This window comes from Arenimonas sp., from assembly GCF_044353605.1.
In the GTDB taxonomy this organism is placed as follows: domain Bacteria; phylum Pseudomonadota; class Gammaproteobacteria; order Xanthomonadales; family Xanthomonadaceae; genus Arenimonas.
This window is the reverse complement of the sequence record NZ_JBILBO010000005.1, coordinates 111,892-129,359: the sequence shown is the minus strand read 5'-3', so window position 1 is coordinate 129,359 and position 17,468 is coordinate 111,892. Positions and strand designations below refer to the sequence as shown.

13 protein-coding genes and 1 pseudogene are annotated in these 17,468 nt (G+C 60.7%); 5 read left to right on the top strand and 9 right to left on the bottom strand.

Features of this window, described 5'->3' with window-relative positions; genetic code table 11:
- Positions 1-3: 3 nt before the first annotated feature.
- From ACIQ1A_RS04900 to ACIQ1A_RS04870, 7 genes and pseudogenes are all read right to left on the bottom strand, one after another.
- On the bottom strand, positions 4-1,203 hold the full coding sequence (locus tag ACIQ1A_RS04900; protein ID WP_395769952.1) for an acyl-CoA dehydrogenase family protein: 1,200 nt from the start codon (positions 1,201-1,203) through the stop codon (positions 4-6).
- A 101-nt stretch (positions 1,204-1,304) separates the two neighbouring features.
- The gene (locus ACIQ1A_RS04895) at positions 1,305-1,598 is read right to left on the bottom strand and encodes a hypothetical protein (protein ID WP_395769951.1); all 294 of its coding nucleotides are present in this window, start codon (positions 1,596-1,598) and stop codon (positions 1,305-1,307) included.
- A 28-nt stretch (positions 1,599-1,626) separates the two neighbouring features.
- Entirely contained in the window at positions 1,627-2,199 is a 573-nt protein-coding gene (locus ACIQ1A_RS04890) for a DUF1415 domain-containing protein (protein WP_395769950.1), read from the bottom strand.
- A gap of 4 nt (positions 2,200-2,203) precedes the next feature.
- A complete protein-coding gene (locus ACIQ1A_RS04885; RefSeq protein ID WP_395769949.1) occupies positions 2,204-2,542 on the bottom strand; it encodes a hypothetical protein in 339 nt (112 codons plus the stop codon).
- A 63-nt stretch (positions 2,543-2,605) separates the two neighbouring features.
- Complete coding sequence (locus tag ACIQ1A_RS04880; RefSeq protein WP_395769948.1) at positions 2,606-5,803, bottom strand: amidohydrolase family protein; 3,198 nt, start codon at positions 5,801-5,803, stop codon at positions 2,606-2,608.
- 9 nt (positions 5,804-5,812) lie between these two features.
- Positions 5,813-7,066 carry an amidohydrolase family protein gene (locus ACIQ1A_RS04875; protein WP_395769947.1) on the bottom strand — a complete coding sequence of 418 codons (1,254 nt, stop codon included), beginning with the start codon at positions 7,064-7,066 and terminating at the stop codon, positions 5,813-5,815.
- Positions 7,063-8,319, bottom strand: a pseudogene (locus ACIQ1A_RS04870) (amidohydrolase); the annotation flags it as partial. The pseudogene ACIQ1A_RS04870 and the gene ACIQ1A_RS04875, both read right to left, overlap by 4 nt.
- A 204-nt stretch (positions 8,320-8,523) precedes the next feature.
- On the opposite strand from ACIQ1A_RS04870, the gene ACIQ1A_RS04865 reads away from it, so the two are divergent.
- Positions 8,524-9,297: an AMP nucleosidase gene (locus ACIQ1A_RS04865; protein ID WP_395769946.1), complete on the top strand. Its 774-nt coding sequence runs from the start codon at positions 8,524-8,526 to the stop codon at positions 9,295-9,297.
- Between the two features lie 63 nt (positions 9,298-9,360).
- On the opposite strand, the gene ACIQ1A_RS04860 is transcribed toward ACIQ1A_RS04865, so the two are convergent.
- Both ACIQ1A_RS04860 and ACIQ1A_RS04855 read right to left on the bottom strand, forming a co-directional pair.
- Complete coding sequence (locus tag ACIQ1A_RS04860; protein ID WP_395769945.1) at positions 9,361-9,681, bottom strand: hypothetical protein; 321 nt, start codon at positions 9,679-9,681, stop codon at positions 9,361-9,363.
- A 27-nt stretch (positions 9,682-9,708) separates the two neighbouring features.
- Entirely contained in the window at positions 9,709-10,317 is a 609-nt protein-coding gene (locus tag ACIQ1A_RS04855) for an SGNH/GDSL hydrolase family protein (protein ID WP_395769944.1), read from the bottom strand.
- 93 nt (positions 10,318-10,410) lie between these two features.
- On the opposite strand from ACIQ1A_RS04855, the gene ACIQ1A_RS04850 reads away from it, so the two are divergent.
- From ACIQ1A_RS04850 to aceE, 4 genes are all read left to right on the top strand, one after another.
- On the top strand, positions 10,411-11,295 hold the full coding sequence (locus ACIQ1A_RS04850; RefSeq protein WP_395769943.1) for an NAD(P)H-hydrate dehydratase: 885 nt from the start codon (positions 10,411-10,413) through the stop codon (positions 11,293-11,295).
- Positions 11,292-12,362 carry a ribosome small subunit-dependent GTPase A gene (gene rsgA / locus ACIQ1A_RS04845; RefSeq protein ID WP_395769942.1) on the top strand — a complete coding sequence of 357 codons (1,071 nt, stop codon included), beginning with the start codon at positions 11,292-11,294 and terminating at the stop codon, positions 12,360-12,362. The genes ACIQ1A_RS04850 and rsgA overlap by 4 nt, the downstream gene beginning before the upstream one ends.
- Before the next feature lie 87 nt (positions 12,363-12,449).
- Positions 12,450-14,729 carry an NADP-dependent malic enzyme gene (locus tag ACIQ1A_RS04840; RefSeq protein ID WP_395769941.1) on the top strand — a complete coding sequence of 760 codons (2,280 nt, stop codon included), beginning with the start codon at positions 12,450-12,452 and terminating at the stop codon, positions 14,727-14,729.
- 47 nt (positions 14,730-14,776) lie between these two features.
- Positions 14,777-17,458 carry a pyruvate dehydrogenase (acetyl-transferring), homodimeric type gene (aceE, locus tag ACIQ1A_RS04835; protein WP_395769940.1) on the top strand — a complete coding sequence of 894 codons (2,682 nt, stop codon included), beginning with the start codon at positions 14,777-14,779 and terminating at the stop codon, positions 17,456-17,458.
- The last annotated feature ends 10 nt before the right edge of the window (positions 17,459-17,468 follow it).

Genomic DNA, 17,468 nt, shown 5'->3' with positions numbered 1-17,468 from the left:
GAATTACTTCAGTAGCCCGCGGGCCAAGGACGTGATGTGCACTTCATCCGGGCCATCAACCAGACGCAGACAGCGGGCGCCGACCCAGGCATGCGGCAGGAACGGATGTTGTAGACCTTCGGCGCCGAACAGCTGGATGGCGCGGTCGATGACCTGCAACGCCATGCGCGGCGCGACGATTTTAATCATTCCTATTTCGTTTTTGGCGGCCTTGTTGCCGCCGGCGTCTAGCATGGCGGCGGCATTGAGCGTCAGCAGCCGCGCCTGCGCGATTTCGCAATGCGACAGTGCGATCATTTCCTGCGCCATGCCTTGCGCACCGAGCGGCTTGCCGAAGGCGATACGCGATTTCGCGCGCTCGATCATCAGTTCCTGCGCGCGTTGCGCCAGGCCGATCAGGCGCATGCAGTGGTGGATGCGGCCCGGACCGAGCCGCGCCTGGGCCAGGGCGAAACCGCTGCCTTCGGCACCGATCAGATTCGATTTCGGAACACGGACATTCTCGAAAACCAGTTCCATGTGACCGCTGGGCGCGTCATCGAAGCCGAAGGCTTCCAGCGCACGCGCAATGCGAACTCCCGGCGTATTCATCGGCACCAGTACCATCGAGTGCCGTGCGTGTTTATCGGCCTCCGGATTGGTCACGCCCATCACGATCAGGATGGCACAGCGCGGATCGCCTGCGCCGGTGATCCACCATTTGCGTCCGTTAAGGACATAGTCGTTTCCGTCCGTACGGATACTAAGCGCGATATTAGTGGCATCGGAAGAGGCCACCTCCGGTTCGGTCATGGCAAAGGCGGAACGGATCTCGCCACGCAGCAGGGGCGACAGCCATTTGGTTTTTTGATCGGTATTGCCGAAGTGCGCCAGGACTTCCATGTTGCCGGTGTCCGGCGCATTGCAGTTGAACACTTCCGAAGCCCACAGCACGCGCCCCATCTGTTCGGCCATCGGCGCATAGTCCCGGTTGCTCAGGCCGGCACCGTGTTCGGCATCGGGCAGGAACAGATTCCACAGGCCGGCATCACGGGCCTGTGCTTTCAGGGCTTCGATTCGTGGGCAGGGCAACCAGCGCGTTTGCGGATCGTTTTGCCATGCGGCGACCTCGGCTTCCGCCGGGTAAACATGCTCCTGCATGAATTCCGATAACTTCCGGAGCAGGATATCGGCGCTTGCGCTTGCGGGACTGGTCGGACTCAAAGCGAACTCCTGGAAAAGTGACGGAAAAACCGCTGGTACCTCGGCTGCGGACGAAAAATCCGTCCGACCATCATAAGCACTGTGCCAATAGCGGGCAACGCCTAAGGACGGTAACCCAAATCGCAGTTGCTGCTTTTGAAAACGATTGGGTCGAGCGGACCTACCCATCCCGGCGGTTTCGGTTTCACATCGCGGATGAAGGAAGCGATGCACTCGCGTTCATAACGGACTGTATAGGCATCGAGGTCGATGGCGTTCAGTCCGGCCTCGATTCTCGGATGCTGCTGGATGAATGCCAGCATGACCTCCAGATCCCTTCGGTTCTGGTATTGCGGCGGCAGCGCAGCCTGGGCCGGCAGGGCGAGAATCAACAGCAGGGCGGCAGTTTTTTTCATGCAGGTGCTCCGGCAGTAAGTGCTGGGCTCAGCGGGGCGATAAATCCGTGGAGTGCAGTCCAGCCATCAGTTTAAGCCAGTAATCCGCACCGAGTGCACGGGCCTTGGCGATGTTGTTTTCAGGAATCGCATCGGGATCGGGATAGCTGGCGATGGCGGCTTCCAGTCCATCTTCCCGAAGCAGGTGCAGCATCGGATAGGGGCTTCGATTGGTATAGTTGGCCGGGTCATCGGCGTCGGCGTCGGCAAAGCGGTAATCCGGGTGGAAGCTGGCGACCTGATACACGCCTTCATAGCCACGATCGGCCAGCAGATCTTCAGCTAAACCGGCAAGATCGAGATAGTCGTCAAAATCGGCGAAGCCTTCAGGCAGGATCAGCAGCGTGGTTTGCGTGCCGTCATCGACATCCAGATGCGTACATTCGTCAATCAGCTGCAAGAGCACGGACTCTATGTCCGGGTCCGGACTGACGATGAAGCGTACCGTATCGCGCCGCATCTCGCGCTTGGCGAACGGGCAGAAATTCATACCGATCACCACGGTTTCAATCCACTGCCGGCTTCGGGCAATGATGGATTCCGGCGTTTCGGTGACCGACATCGGCTTACTTGACGTCGACCAGTTGCCAGTGGGTTCCGGCCAGCTGGCGCATGCGGTGCTTGAATGCAGCACCGTTGAGTACGGTGTCGGCAATCAGCATGAAACCAAGACCGTGCTGTTTCGCGGAGACCTTGGCTTTGGCATCGATGGCCAGGAGTGCCGGATCAACCTGGTCGGCCTTGTCCTCATCCATGCCGGCCAGCCAGTTCTCGACGAAGCGGCGGTCGGACAGTGCATGCTGCAATTGCTCGGCGAACGTATCGTGGCCGTTGGCGGTGAAGCTGAGCGCGGGATTGTCCCCGCGTGCACTTTCCGGGTCAGGCAGGGTAATGTAGAACTTCATGGCAGACTCCAAAAAAGGAAAGCGCCGTTGCCGGCGCCTTCCAGTGTAGCAAAGCACAGAGCATCAATCGCCCTGGGCTTCCATGGTCGGCCCGTATTCCTGACCAACGCTCAAACCGCTTTGCTGGCGGTTGAAGTAGAACTCCGGCGCCGGGCGCTGTTTGCCGCCGATTTCCGCCATGGTGGCGGCATCGAACAGACGGCCGTTGACCATCACGTAAGCGGTATCGATGGTGTTTTCGATCTTGTCCAGCGGGTTCGTGTTGGTGATGACCAGATCGGCGCGTTTGCCTGCTTCCAGTGAGCCGATTTCGGCACCGAAACCGAGATAATCGGCACCGTCGATGGTGGCGGCGCGCAGCGCTTCCCAAGGTGAGAAGCCGCCTTGAACCAGCGACCAGATTTCCCAGTTCGGCGACAGTCCCTGCATCTGCCCGTGACCGCCGATCTGGATGCGGATGCCGGCATCGCGCAGACGTTTGGCTTGTTGCGCTACCTTGATATGGTAGTAGTCCCAGTCCGGCGCAGTTTCCCGGCGGATGGAGCGGGCATCCAACGCTTCGCGCGGATAGAAGTTCAGGAAGCGCTGGTTTTCCCAGATGTTCATCTTGTCGTACCACCAGTACTCGGCATTCAGGCCGCCATAGTTGACCACCAGCGTCGGTGTATTGCGGACATCGGTAGCCTTCCAGGTGTCGACCACATCCTTGTAAAGCGGTGCGACCGGAATGTTGTGTTCGATGCCGGTGACGCCGTCAAGCATCATGGTCATGTTGTGGTTGAAGGTGGAGCCGCCTTCTTCGACCACGAGGACCCCCTGTTCACGCGCGGCCTGATTGATCTGCTGGCGTTGGTCGCGGCGCGGCTGGTTGTAGCTCTTGATGCTGAACGCCCCGACCGCTTTCATGCGCGCGATGGTGTTGCGGGCATCTTCGAGCGAGTTGATGACGGCTTTGAAATCGCCATCGGCGCCGTACAAAATGGTGCCGGTCGACATCACGCGCGGACCGACCAGAGTGCCTGCTTTCTGCAATTCGGCCTGCGAGAACACCGTTTCCGAGGTTGCCGACGGATCATGCATGGTGGTGATGCCGAACGCGAGATTGGCATAGTAAGCCCAGTTCTGCTGCGTAACCACACCGCCGCCGAAATGGGCGGCATGGGCGTGTGCATCGACGATGCCGGGGAAGATGGTCTTGCCGCGGGCATCGATGACGCGCGCACCGGCAGGCACCGCAACGCTCGCGCCGACCGCGGTGATTTTGTCACCCTGCACCAGTACCGTGCCGTTCTCGATGACTTCCTGCTGGCGCTCGGCATTTTTCATGGTGATGATGCGGGCACCTGTGAAGGCCACGGTTTCGGAAGGACGGTCGCTCGGCATGCTGAACGCCATCGATGTCGCTGCATTCGTAGCGCCGGGTTTGATATCCCGGCTGAAATACTGGTTGCCCAGCATCCAATGCACGCTATCGGCGTCCGACCAGTGCAGATACGGGCCGGCGTTGCTGGTCAGTTTAGTAACCGGCACTGCGGTAGTGTCCTTGCTCAATTCAATGCTGCCGCCATAGGCGGGAAGCGGTGCGACATAGGCATTGAACAGTTCGGTGAAGGCGACATGCTTTCCGTCCGGGCTCAGCTGCACCGAGTCGGCGTATTTCAAACTCAGCAGTTCGCGCTTATTCTGGCCATGCAGGCCGATCCGATTCACCTTTTTGGAAAGGCCGCCGCCGCTCATGTACAGCAGCGCTTTCGAATCCGGCGTGAACTGCGGCTCGCCGCCGTCGGCGATCTTCTGCGGTGACCAGCTGGCAGTCGGGGTGATGTAGATGCCGGGGATGCCGGTATTCAGACTGCCGGTAAGGCCACCACCACCGTCCTTGATGAACACCAGATACTTGCCGTCCGGCGACCACTTCGGTTGGTAATAAAAACCGGGTTCGTCACTGAGCGTGCGGATGTTGCCGCTGGCCAGATCGATTTCGCGGATGCTGCCCTGGGCTTTGTCGCTCCAGGTCGTGTAAAGCAGCTTGCGGCCATCTCGGCTGAAATGCGGCTGGTATTCAAACGCCACGTTTTCGCTGGTCAGGCGGGTGATGGCGCCGCCTGGCAGATTGCGTTTCCAGAGCTGTCCGACCGCATGGAAGACTACGGTTTTGCCATCCGGCGAGGTCGCTACATCCCGGAGCATTTTCGGGGTGAAGCTGTCACCTTCCAAGCGCTGGCTAAACCGGATGGGAGCCGTCAGTTTCTGTTGCACTTCGGCAGTGAACGCAATCGCACTCGGTTTGCCGCTGGCCATGTCCACACGCCACAGTTTGCCCTGGGCCCAGATCACCACCGATTGCGAGTCCGGGGTCCAGTTGAAATTGGCATAAGGACCGAAAATCGCCCACACTTCCTGCATGTCGTGCGAGAGACCGTCCCAGACCGGCGATACTTTACCGGATTTGAGATCGACCACATGCAGCACGGTTTTATCGCGCACGCGCTTCACGAACGCCAGACGTTTTCCATCCGGAGAAGGCTGCGGCCGAATCGCGCCGCCAGGCGTATTGACCACCGTTTCGGTCTCGCCGGTTTCACGGTCGAGCCGTTTGATGGCGTAAATCACGCCGTGTACGTTCTTGTTGTATTCAAAGGAACTGCCGGGACTGACGTCTTCCGAGTAATACACATAGCGGCCATCGGGACTCACCGCCGGCTCGCCCAGATCCATCTGGTCGTTGCGGCGCTTGGTCAGCTGCAGACCTTCGCCACCGTTGCGGTGGGTCATCCACAGTTCACCGGCGCCCAGCGAGCGGCCCGAGGTGAAGTGCTTGCGGCCAATCAGGTACTGACCGTCGGGCGTCCACACCGGATTGTTGAACAGCCGGAATTTCTCTTTGGTCACGGCGACGGCATTGCTGCCATCGGCGGCCATGCGCCAGAGGTTGTTGCCACCGCTGCGGTCGGAGGTGAATGCGATTTCGCGGCCGTCCGGCGAGAAACGCGGCTGCACATCCCAAGCCGGACCGGTGCTGATGCGTTGGGCGGTGCCGCCGGAGATCGGCAACAGATAGATGTCACCCATCATCGAGAATGCGATGCGCTTGCCGTCCGGACTGACATCCAGATCCAGCCAAGTGCCCTCATCGGTACTGAAGCGCACGCTTTTGGTTTTGCCGTGATCGGCCGATACATCCCAGGCCGGTTTGTCGGCGGCAACCAAGGGGGGCAGCAACAGGGCGCTGCAGATCAGCGCCAAAGGTTTGATGGTCATGCGGATTCCTCAGGGTTGATAGGCGCGGGGCAGGCTGCTTTCCGGTGCCAGATAGCGGTCACGCAGCAGGGTCTGGCGAGAGACCAGCGGGGTGTTCTTGCCTGCCAACCACATTGCGGACGCCGTTGAAGCCACATCCAGCGGGTCGCCGGTCCACAGCACCAGATCAGCGGTTTTGCCGACTTCGATGCTGCCGATTTTGCTATCTACGCCGAGTGCCTTCGCCGGTGCCGAAGTGATGCCGGCCAAGCCTGCTTCCCAGGGCAGGCCGTTGGATACCGCAACGCCGGCGATCTGACGGACCTTGCGTGCGTTATGCGAGGCATCATTGCCATTGATGAAACTGACGCTGACACCGGCACGGTGCAGGCGTGCGGCATTTTCCTCGCTGGCGCCGATCTGCTCGAAGCTGCCCGGCAGATTGTCCAGCGCATCCAGGAACACCGGTACCTTTGCCGCCGCCAGTTCGTCACTGAGGCGCCAGGCTTCGGCACCGCCGACAATGGCAATGCGGATGCCGGTTTTCGACGACAGCTTCAAAGCCTGCCGGATATCGGCTTCACGGTTCACTGTCACCAGGAAACGGTTACCGAGTACGGCTACGTTCAATGCATTGCGTCCGGCGGCAGTCAGCAGGCGCGGATCTCCGGCAACCGGCATCTTGGCTTCGGCAAAGGCCTGCTCCAGCAACATGAACTGGGCGGCGCGGCTGGATCCGCTTTCATTCAGCTGGCTGCTGCCGATGCGGATGAAGGGCGTGCGGTGCAGCGGTTCATAACCACCGTCCAGGCGCATCACGCCGCCTTGGCCGGGCAGCAGGCTGCCGCCGGTATTGAGCGCGGTGAAACTCATGCCACCCACGCGCGCGACCGCCAACAGCGTCGAGCGCGGATTATAAGCACGGGTCGCGTCGAATTCCGGGCGCAGGGTTTCAATCAGGCCGGAATCTCCGGTCTTCAGATTCAGATTGGCGTCGACGGTGCTGTCTTCAGCGCTGATTTCTTCCAGGCCGATGTCAGTTATGCCGCCGAACAGTCCCGGCGTCAGTGGTTTGCCTCCTGCATCCACGACCGGTGCATTGCCGGTATTGGCCAGATTCCGGCCGACCGCGCGGATGATGCCGCCTTGCACCAAAACGTCGGCATTCTGCAGCGTGCCCTGGGCGCCGGCGGTGTGCACCGTGGCATTGCGGATCAGCACATTCTGCGCTTGGGCGCCGAAAGCGAAGGCCATCAGGCCGAGAAATACGATGCGGCGGCTCATGGCTGGCCCTCCTGTCCGAGAATGAAATCGACCCGTGGCTGCAAGGCGCGATTGCCGCGGTCATACAGCAGTGCGCCGTCGATGTAGACTTTTTCCGCCTTGGCGTAGGTCGAGAACGGCATGCCGTTCCAGACCACGACATCGGCCATTTTTCCGGCTTGCAGGCTGCCGGTTTTGTCGTCGATACGGAGCGCCTTGGCGGCATTCGAGGTCAGCCAGCGGATGGCATGTTCGGGGCTGATGTCGATATTGACGCGTTTGGATGACGCCATGACTTTCGCAGCCTCCTGATTCAGGCGTTGGATGCCTTCCGAAGAGTCCGAATGCACGATGGCGCAGCCGCCTGGCGCGCGGTCGACCAGCGCGATATTTTCTTCGATGCCGTCATAGGCCTCCAGCTTGAAGCCCCACCAATCGGCCCAGAGCGCACCACAGATGTTTTCGCGGGCGAGCAGGTCGGCCACCTTGTAAGCTTCCACGGCATGGTGGAACGAGGCGATCTTGAAGCCGAACTCCCTCGAAAGATCGATCATCTGTGCCATTTCATCGGCACGGTAGCAGTGGATGTTGACGGTGATGTCGCCGCGCATGACGCCAGCCAGCGTTTCATTGCGCAGATTGGGTTCAGGGGTTTCGCCGCGGTCGAGCTGACGGCGGTAGCCTTCGGCGTTCTGGAAGGCTTCACGGAAACCCGCCATATTACCCATGCGCGTGGCAGGACCGCCCTTATTGCCGTAAACCCGCTTCGGATTCTCGCCACAGGCCATTTTGATACCATGCGGCGCATCGGGGAATTTCATGTCCTGTACGGTGGTGGCGGCCACATTTTTCAGGATGACGCTGCGGCCGCCGATCAGATTGGCGGAGCCCGGAAGGATCTGCAGGCTGGTGACGCCACCGGCCAATGCTTTGGCGAAGCCGGCATCCTGGGGCCATACCGAGTGCTCTGCCCAGACTTCGGCCGTGACCGGGCTGGTCATTTCGTTGCCGTCGCCGGTGGAATCGATGCCCGGGCTCGGGTAAACACCCAGATGCGAGTGCGTATCGATGATGCCTGGGGTGATCCATTTGCCGGTGGCATCCACGCTCAGCGCACCCTCCGGTGCCGTTAGGCCCTTGCCGACGCCTTGGATTTTTCCGTTCTGCATCAGCACATCGGCGTTATCAAGACGTTCTCCGGTACCGGTCAGCACGGTGGCATTGCGCAGCAGCACGGGCGGCGAGGCGATGGGCCGGTAGGTGCTGGCGTAGGGCGCGGGCTTGGCAGCTTCGGCCGGGACTTTGGATTTTTTCGCCTGTACAGGGGCTGCGCACAGGGCAAATGCCATGGCCAGGCAGAGCGGGGTTTTCGACATGGTAATCTCCGATTGAACGAATACCGTATAGCAGATAGCGCCATCTGCCAAGAATTTTTACCGGAAAGCCGGTGCATGGCACAATAGTGCAAAGGAGAACCGATGAAAGACAAACAGGAAATCGTCAGTAATTGGCTGCCGCGCTATACCGGACTGGCCCTGGAGGACTTCGGCGAGCATATCCTGCTCACCAACTTCGGCGGCTATCTGGATACCTTCGCCCGACTGACCGGCGCCGAAGTGGTCGGCCGTGACAAACCAATGCCCAGTGCCACCTTTGATGGCATCACCATGATTAATTTCGGGATGGGTTCGGCCAATGCCGCCACCATGATGGACCTGTTGAGCGCGTTGCCACCGAAAGCCGTGCTGTTTCTGGGCAAATGCGGTGGCCTGAAAAGGAAAAACGAGCTCGGCGATCTGATTCTGCCAATCGCCGCCATTCGCGGCGAGGGCACCTCGAACGATTATCTGCCGCCCGAGGTGCCGGCTCTGCCGGCATTCGCCATGCAGCGGGTGATTTCCACCATGATCCGCGATTTGGATCACGATTACTGGACGGGTACCGTCTACACCACCAACCGCCGGGTCTGGGAGCACGATGAGGAATTCAAAAGCTATCTGCGCAAGCTGCGTTGCATGGCGATTGACATGGAAACCGCCACTATCTTCGCTGCCGGGTTCGCCAACTCGATTCCCTGCGGCGCCCTGCTACTGGTCTCCGACCAGCCGATGGTGCCGGAGGGAGTCAAGACCGAAGCGTCGGACCGCAAAGTCACCGAGAATTTCGTCGAACGCCACATCACCATCGGCATCGAGGCCCTCAAGCTGATCCGCCGTCACGGCAAATCGGTCAAGCACCTGCGCTTTGATTGAGGCATTCGGCACGGATATGAAAACCCCCGCTTTGGCGGGGGTTTTCGTTGCAGGCGACAAGGTTTAGAAAATGAAGTTGATGTACGTCACCTCATCAGGCTTGCCTTCCTGCACGCGTACTTTGCACTCCAGCGTCTGCTTGGCTTCATCGCGAAGCCCCGGGTCGATCACAATCGGAACCTGCATCGCCCAGACATCGTCCTCAAGTTTGGCGCTCTGCGCCAAGGCTGCGGCATCAAGCTGGTAGGTTTTTTCGCCGATGCGGATTTTTGCCTCGGCCTCGCAAGCTGCTGCGGCACGTTCTTTCGGCGAATTCGATGCGCCGCCACCGCCGCTGCAGGCGCTGAGGCAAATCGCAGTCATCATTACTATGGGAAATTTCATGCGGCGGAACCCTCCTTTCACGCATGACTACAATCTACCGAACTTTCCAGTGCAAAGCAAAGCCCGTGCCCAGAGCCGGTGCATGTCCGCCGAGGGGTGCAGGCCATCCTCGGCATGCTTACGCGGATCGGCGCGGTGCCGGCGGGTCAGACCCGTGACGTCGAGCAAGGCGATATCGTGGAGGGCGCACACTTCAGTGATGACATGGTTATAGGCATCGATTTCGGCACTGACCTGATTCAGGTCCCGGCCGCAGGCTGCGCCGAACGGTGTTTGTCCCCAATCGGGAATCGATAGCACGTGCACGCGCTTAGGGCGATTGGCCACGGCAATCATGGCGGTATCGAGCAGGCCATTGAATTCTAAACGGAAATTTACCAGATCCCGGCCACGGTATTGATTATTGACGCCGATCATCAGCGTCGCCAGATCCCAGGATCCAATCGGCTCCGCCGCGGCAATGGCCTGGGCCAGCTCATCGGTAGTCCAACCGGTTTGGGCAATCACGCGGACCGGACGGGCGATGGCATGGCCCTCGGTCTGCATCAGCCCGGCCCATTGTTCAACCCACCGTTGTTCGGGCGGAACGGCTTCACCGATGGTGTAGGAGTCGCCGAGGGCGAGGAGGCGGAGCATGCGGGATTCCCAGACGGGCAGGGCTGTTCTGCCGATGATAACGGGTATCGTCTCAGAATGAACACCGGGCCAGAATGCCGTTACCATAGGAAGATGTCCGATTCGAATCCCCTGCCGCCCGACCTGCTCGCCGTCGCCAAGCGCCTATTGCACCGCCCGGCCGATTGCCATAAGTACGATTTCGGTCGGGTTCTGGTCATCGGTGGCAGCCGGTCGATGGCCGGTGCGCCGGCCTTGGCCGGAATGGCGGCGCTGCGTGGCGGTAGCGGTTTGGTGGAAGTCTGTGTGCCGCAGTCGGTGGCCAATATCGTTGCCGGATTCGACCCGGCGCTGATCGTGCATGGTCTGCCCGAGGCGGCCGACGGCAGTTTTGATGCCACGGCGGTCAATGCCCTGTTGGCATTGGTGCAACATGCCGATGTGGTGGTCTGTGGTCCGGGCATGGGGCGTTCGCCTGCCTTGCTGGATTTGGTGTTGGCACTGTGGCGGGATTTTCCGCGTACCTTGCTGTTGGATGCCGATGGCTTGAATGCCCTGTCCGAACTGCCGGAGGATCGCCTGAAGATTCCGGCCGGCCCCCGCATCCTGACCCCGCACGCCGGCGAAATGCGCCGACTGCATGCCGGTACACCCAACGGGCGTCCCGAATTCGATGCCGCGGTCGATGCCTTTGCCAGCAGCCGACATGCCGTCCTGGTGCTGAAAGGCCATCGGAGCCGGATTACGGACGGCAAGCGCCATGACCTCAATACCAGCGGCGGGCCGGGCTTGGCTACCGCCGGCACTGGTGATGTGCTTTCCGGCGTGATCGGCGCGATTGCCGCGCAAGGTATTGCGCCCTATGACGCTGCCCGTTTCGGGGTCTGGCTGCACGGCGTGGCCGGTGAATTGGCCTGTGATGCGCTGACGGCACCGGGCATGACCGCCGGCGATGTATTGGACGCCTTGCCTGTCGCCTGGAAGGCGTTGGACGCGTGACCGAACCCCGTTTCGACTTCGGTGCCATCGGCTGGCTACCGGCACAATCGATTGCCGAGGCGCTGGCGCCCTGGCCCGAGGCACAATTGGCGCGTGTGGTCGCGCAGCATCGCAGCGGCTATGAATTGGCCCAACACCCCGAACACAGTTTCCGCGCCCAGGCGCCGGCCGGCTGGTTGCGTCCGCGCACCGATCCCGAGTTACGGGCTGTGGTCGGCGATTGGGTCGCGTTGGACGCTGCCGGAAAACAGATTCTCGGGTTGCTGCCCCGGCATGCCTTGCTCAAACGCGCCGCCGCCGGCGAGCATTTTCAACAGCAACTGATCGCCGCCAACATCGATCATGTGCTCTTGGTTAGCGGTATGGATGCCGATTTCAATGCCAAGCGCATCGAACGCTATCTGCTTTTGATTGCTGCATCGGGCGCCAAGCCGGTGCTGGTACTGACCAAGCTCGACAAGTGCGGTGACCCCGATTTTTATATCACCCAGTTGCAGGCACTGGCCGAGGGCGGTATTCCGGTGCACGCACTCAATGCCAAAAGCCCTGAAGAAGCGGCCGTCCTGCATACGTATTTATCCCCGGGCAAATCGGCGGTACTGGTAGGCTCGTCAGGTGCCGGCAAATCCACGCTGACCAACACCTTGCTCGGAACCGAAAAGATGAAGACCCGTAGCGTGCGCGAAGCCGATGCCAAAGGCCGCCACACCACCACGCATCGGGCACTGATTGCGTTGCCGCAGGGGGGCTGTCTGATCGATACCCCGGGCATGCGTGAACTGAAACTCAGCGGTGACGAGCGCTTCGATGAGGGCATGTTCGCCGAGTTCGCCACCTTGGCCTGCCAGTGTCGGTTCAGTGATTGCAGCCATGGCAATGAGCCCGGTTGTGCGGTGCAGGCCGCCATTGCCGAGGGGCGTTTGACCTTGGAGCGTTACCAGCATTACTGCAAGCTCAAGGATGAGCGGGATGCGGCAGCCATGACCCTGGCTGACCGGCGTGCTTCGGACAAGGCGCAGAGTGCTCGGGTTAAACGCCACGTCAAGGATAAATACGGGCGGAAATAAGCAGTTAGGGCCGGATTAAGCCGGTTTTGACCGGCATTGGGTACAATAGAGCGTTAGCACTAACCGTGCTCGATTCTGGAAGCGGAAATGTCTGAAGAAGATTTCAAGCAAGCGGCACTGGATTACCACCGGATGGCGCCATACGGCAAGATCAAGGTCAGTGCCACAAAGCCGATGGTGACCCAGCGCGACTTGGCCTTGGCCTATTCGCCCGGGGTGGCGCATGCCTGTGAGGCCATCCTGGCCGATCCAAGCCAGGCGTCTTCGCTCACCGCGCGCGCCAACCTGGTGGCCGTGGTCACCAACGGCACCGCGGTGCTCGGCCTGGGCAACATCGGACCCTTGGCCGGCAAGCCGGTGATGGAAGGCAAGGGTGTGTTGTTCCAGAAGTTCGCCGGCATCGATGTGTTCGATATCGAGATCGATGAAAACGATCCGGACAAACTGGTCGACATTATCGCCAGCATGGAACCGACCTTCGGCGGCATCAATCTGGAAGACATCAAGGCGCCGGAATGCTTCGAGGTTGAGCGCAAGCTGCGCGAACGCATGAAAATTCCGGTATTCCATGATGACCAGCATGGCACCGCCATCATCGTCGGCGCTGCGGTCATCAATGCCTTGCATGTCGCCGGAAAGGCCATCGAAGACGTGAAACTGGCCACCAGCGGCGCCGGTGCTGCCGGCATTGCCTGCCTCGACATGCTGGTCGCGCTTGGACTGAAACCGGAAAACATTCTGGCCATCGACCGCGACGGCGTGCTGTTCGAAGGTCGCGAAGGTCTGGATGCCGACAAAGCGCGTTATGCCCGCAAGACCGACAAACGCACACTGGCTGAAATCATCGAAGGTGCCGATATTTTTCTCGGACTGTCGGCCGGCGGCGTACTGAAGCCGGAAATGGTCGCCACCATGGCCGAGCGCCCGATTATTTTTGCGCTGGCCAATCCCTATCCGGAAATCCTGCCGGATGCGGCCATAGCGGTGCGCCCGGACGCCATCATCGGCACCGGCCGTTCCGATTATCCGAATCAGATCAATAACGCGCTGTGCTTTCCTTATATTTTCCGGGGCGCGCTCGACGTCGGTGCGACCTGCATCAACGAGGACATGAAGCGCGCCTGCGTCTATGCCATCGCCGAACTGGCACGCAAGGAAGCCTCCGATCTGGGTTCGGCCTACAGCGGTGAAACACCGCGCTTCGGCGCTGACTATCTGATTCCGCGCCCGTTCGACCCGCGCCTGCTGATCTCGCTGGCGCCGGCCGTGGCCCAGGCGGCGATGCTGTCCGGTGTGGCCACCCGTCCGATTGCCGACATCCACGCCTACCGCGAGCAGCTGTCGCAGTTCGTGTACCGTACCGGTCTGCTGATGCGGCCGATGTTCGAGCGTGCGCGCGCCGATCTCAAACGCGTGGTGTACGCCGAAGGCGAAGAGGAAACCGTACTGCGCGCGGTGCAGACCGTGGTCGATGACGGCCTGGCCCGTCCGATCCTGATCGGCCGCCCGGCGGTGATCGAACGCCGCATCGAAAAGCTCGGCCTGCGTCTGAAGCAGGGCGTCGATTTCGACCTGACCAATCTCGACGACGATCCGCGCTTCAATGACTACTGGCAGCACTATCTGCAGATCATGTCGCGAAAAGGCGTCAGCCCGCCGGCCGCGAAGGCCATCGTTCGTTCGCGTGGCACCGTGGTGGCTGCCCTGATGGTCAAGCGCGGCGAAGCCGATGCCATGCTCTGCGGCATCGTCGGCAAGTATTCCGGCAAGCTCAAGCATGTCATCGATGTCATCGGCGTCGATCCGGCGGTCAGCGCGGTCTCGGCCATGTCGGTGGTGATCAGCGACAAGGGGCCATTGTTCTTCACCGATACCCATGTCCAGCATAGTCCGAGCGCCGAGCAGATCGCCGAAGCGGCGCTGCAGGCGGCATTCCGTCTTCGCCTGTTCGGCATCAATCCGAAAGTCGCCCTGGTCTGCCATTCCAACTTCGGTTCGTCGGAAGCGGCCAGCGCCAAAAAAATGCGTGAAGCCCTGCAACTGATTCTGGCGCGTTCACCACGATTGGAAGTCGAGGGCGAGATGCATGTGGATGCCGCGTTGCGGCCGGAAATCCGTGATCGCTTGTTTCCGGATTCGCGCCTGACCGGTGCCGCCAACTTGTTGGTGATGCCGGATATGGATACCGCCAATACCGCCTACAACCTGACCCGGGTGATGACCGACGGCATCGGCATCGGTCCGATTCTGATGGGCATGGCCAAGCCGGTACATGTGCTGACGCCCTCTGCGACCGTGCGGCGCGTGGTCAACATGACGGCCATCGCCGCCGTGGAAGCACAGATCCGCGAGCAACGCGGGGCCTGATCGACAACCTGAAGACAATACAACATAAAGAGAACCTGGAAAACGCTATGAGCTGGATTAATGATGTGCTGAACAACGACCACGATCCGAAGGAAACCCGGGAGTGGCTGGAGTCGCTGAAGGCCGTGCTCGACCACGACGGGGCCGAGCGCGCGCATCATCTGCTTGAACGCATGGTGGAGCTGACCCGCCGCGCCGGCGGCAATCTGCCCTTCCATCCGACCACCGAATACATCAACACCATTCCGGCCGAAAGCGAGCCGGCGATGGACGGTGATCTGGCCATGGAGTGGCGCATCCGCTCGATCATCCGCTGGAACGCGATGGCGATGGTGGTGCGCGCCAACCGCAAGCCGGGCGAGCTCGGTGGGCACATCGCCAGTTTCGCTTCCAGTGCAACCTTGTACGATGTTGGTTTCAATTATTTCTGGCGTGCGCCGAGCGATACGCATCCGGGTGATCTGCTTTACATTCAGGGTCACTCCTCGCCCGGTATCTATGCCCGCGCATTCCTTGAGGGCCGCATCAGCGCAGACCAGCTCGACAACTTCCGCATGGAGGTTGACGGCCGTGGCGTGTCTTCGTATCCGCATCCCTGGCTGATGCCGGATTTCTGGCAGACACCGACGGTATCGATGGGTCTGGGCCCGATCAGCGCCATTTATCAGGCGCGCTTCTGGAAATACCTGGAAGGCCGTGGCCTGATGCCGAAGACCGACCGCAAGATCTGGTGCTTCATGGGCGACGGCGAATGCGATGAGCCGGAAAGCCTGGGCGCCATCGCGCTGGCCGGCCGCGAGGGTCTCGACAATCTGTGTTTCGTCATCAACTGCAATCTGCAACGGCTGGACGGGCCGGTTCGTGGTAACGGCAAGATCATCCAGGAACTGGAAGGCAGTTTCCGTGGTGCCGGCTGGAATGTGTTGAAAGTCGTTTGGGGCAGCTACTGGGATCCGCTTCTGGCGCGCGACAATAGCGGGCAATTGAAAAAAATCATGATGGATACCGTCGATGGCGAGTATCAGAACTGCAAGGCCTTCGGCGGCGCCTACACGCGCGAACATTTCTTCGGAAAAACCCCCGAAACCGCAGAGCTCGTTTCCAAGCTGAGCGATCAGGACATCGCACGCCTGAATCGCGGCGGTCACGATCCGCATAAAGTACACGCCGCCTATGCCGTCGCTACCGCGCATAAAGGCCAACCGACCGTGATCTTGGCCAAGACCGTGAAAGGCTACGGCATGGGTTCGGCCGGCGAATCGCTGAACCCGACCCACCAGACCAAGAAGCTGGATACCGAGTCGGTCAAATCCTTCCGCGATCGTTTCAATATTCCGGTCAGTGACGAACAGATCGAGAATCTCGGCTTCTACCATCCGGGCGAGGACTCGCCGGAAGTGAAGTACATGAAAGCACGTCGCCAGGCCATGGGCGGCTACCTCCCGCAGCGTCGTCAGAAGTCCGACTTGACCCTGCCGGTGCCGGCACTCGAGACCTTCGAGCGTCTGCTGAAATCTTCCGGTGACCGCGAAATCTCCACCACCATGGCCTTCGTGCAGACCCTCAACATCATCCTGCGCGACAAGGAAGTGGGTCCGCGCGTGGTGCCGATTGTGGCTGACGAAGCCCGCACCTTCGGCATGGAAGGTCTGTTCCGCCAAATCGGCATCTATGCGCCGTTCGGCCAGAAATACAAACCGGTCGATGCCGACCAGCTGATGTACTACCGCGAAGACACCGCCGGTCAGGTGCTGGAAGAGGGCATTACCGAAGCCGGTGCGTTCTCCAGCTGGCTGGCCGCCGCCACCAGCTACTCCAGCAACAACCAGCCGATGCTGCCGTTCTACATTTTCTATTCGATGTTCGGCTTCCAGCGCATCGGCGATTCGGCCTGGCAGGCCGCCGACATGCGCGCCCGCGGCTTCCTGCTCGGTGCCACCGCCGGCCGCACCACGCTCAATGGTGAAGGCCTGCAGCATGAAGACGGTCATTCGCATCTGCTGGCCGGCGCCGTGCCGAACTGCAAATCCTACGATCCGAGCTTCGGCTATGAAGTGACCGTCATCGTGCAGGAGGGCATGCAGCGCATGCTGGCCGAACAACGCGACGAGTACTACTACATCACCCTGATGAACGAGAACTACCCGATGCCGGAAATGCCGGAAGGCAGCCGCGAGGGCATTCTCAAGGGCATGTACCTGTTCAAGGATGCCGGCAAAGCCAAGAAGGGCGAGCTGCGCGTGCAGCTGCTCGGCTCGGGCACCATCCTGCGCGAAGCCCTCGCCGCCGCCGAACTGCTCGATAAGGATTTCGGCGTGTCCGCCGACATCTGGTCCTGCCCGAGCTTCAATGAGCTGCGCCGTGACGGCTTCGATGCCGAACGCTGGAACCGCCTGCATCCGGAAAGCGAAAAGCGTACATCGCATGTCGAGCGCTGCCTGGCCGGCCGCAGTGGTCCGGCCATCGCCGCCACCGACTATGTGCGCGCCTTCGCCGACCAGATCCGCGCCTTCGTGCCGATGCATTACACCGTGCTCGGTACCGATGGCTTCGGCCGCTCGGATACCCGTAGCAATCTGCGCCGATTCTTCGAAGTCGACCGCTATTACATTGCCCATGCCGCCATTGCCGCATTGGCGGCCGAGGGCAAAATGAACGCGAAGGATGTGGCACGCGCCATCAAAACCTATAACATCGATCCCGAGAAAGCCAACCCGATCGGCGTCTGACGCCGATTCT

What these genes read in the sequence shown, in the direction of transcription:
- ACIQ1A_RS04840 (WP_395769941.1), top strand. Translation starts at nt 12,450, where the DNA reads ATGTCTGAAGAAGATTTCAAGCAAGCGGCACTGGATTACCACCGGATG.
- aceE (WP_395769940.1), top strand. Translation starts at nt 14,777, where the DNA reads ATGAGCTGGATTAATGATGTGCTGAACAACGACCACGATCCGAAGGAA.
- ACIQ1A_RS04875 (WP_395769947.1), bottom strand. Translation starts at nt 7,066, where the DNA reads ATGAGCCGCCGCATCGTATTTCTCGGCCTGATGGCCTTCGCTTTCGGC.
- ACIQ1A_RS04880 (WP_395769948.1), bottom strand. Translation starts at nt 5,803, where the DNA reads ATGACCATCAAACCTTTGGCGCTGATCTGCAGCGCCCTGTTGCTGCCC.
- ACIQ1A_RS04860 (WP_395769945.1), bottom strand. Translation starts at nt 9,681, where the DNA reads ATGAAATTTCCCATAGTAATGATGACTGCGATTTGCCTCAGCGCCTGC.
- ACIQ1A_RS04885 (WP_395769949.1), bottom strand. Translation starts at nt 2,542, where the DNA reads ATGAAGTTCTACATTACCCTGCCTGACCCGGAAAGTGCACGCGGGGAC.
- ACIQ1A_RS04855 (WP_395769944.1), bottom strand. Translation starts at nt 10,317, where the DNA reads ATGCTCCGCCTCCTCGCCCTCGGCGACTCCTACACCATCGGTGAAGCC.
- ACIQ1A_RS04890 (WP_395769950.1), bottom strand. Translation starts at nt 2,199, where the DNA reads ATGTCGGTCACCGAAACGCCGGAATCCATCATTGCCCGAAGCCGGCAG.
- ACIQ1A_RS04850 (WP_395769943.1), top strand. Translation starts at nt 10,411, where the DNA reads ATGTCCGATTCGAATCCCCTGCCGCCCGACCTGCTCGCCGTCGCCAAG.
- ACIQ1A_RS04865 (WP_395769946.1), top strand. Translation starts at nt 8,524, where the DNA reads ATGAAAGACAAACAGGAAATCGTCAGTAATTGGCTGCCGCGCTATACC.
- ACIQ1A_RS04895 (WP_395769951.1), bottom strand. Translation starts at nt 1,598, where the DNA reads ATGAAAAAAACTGCCGCCCTGCTGTTGATTCTCGCCCTGCCGGCCCAG.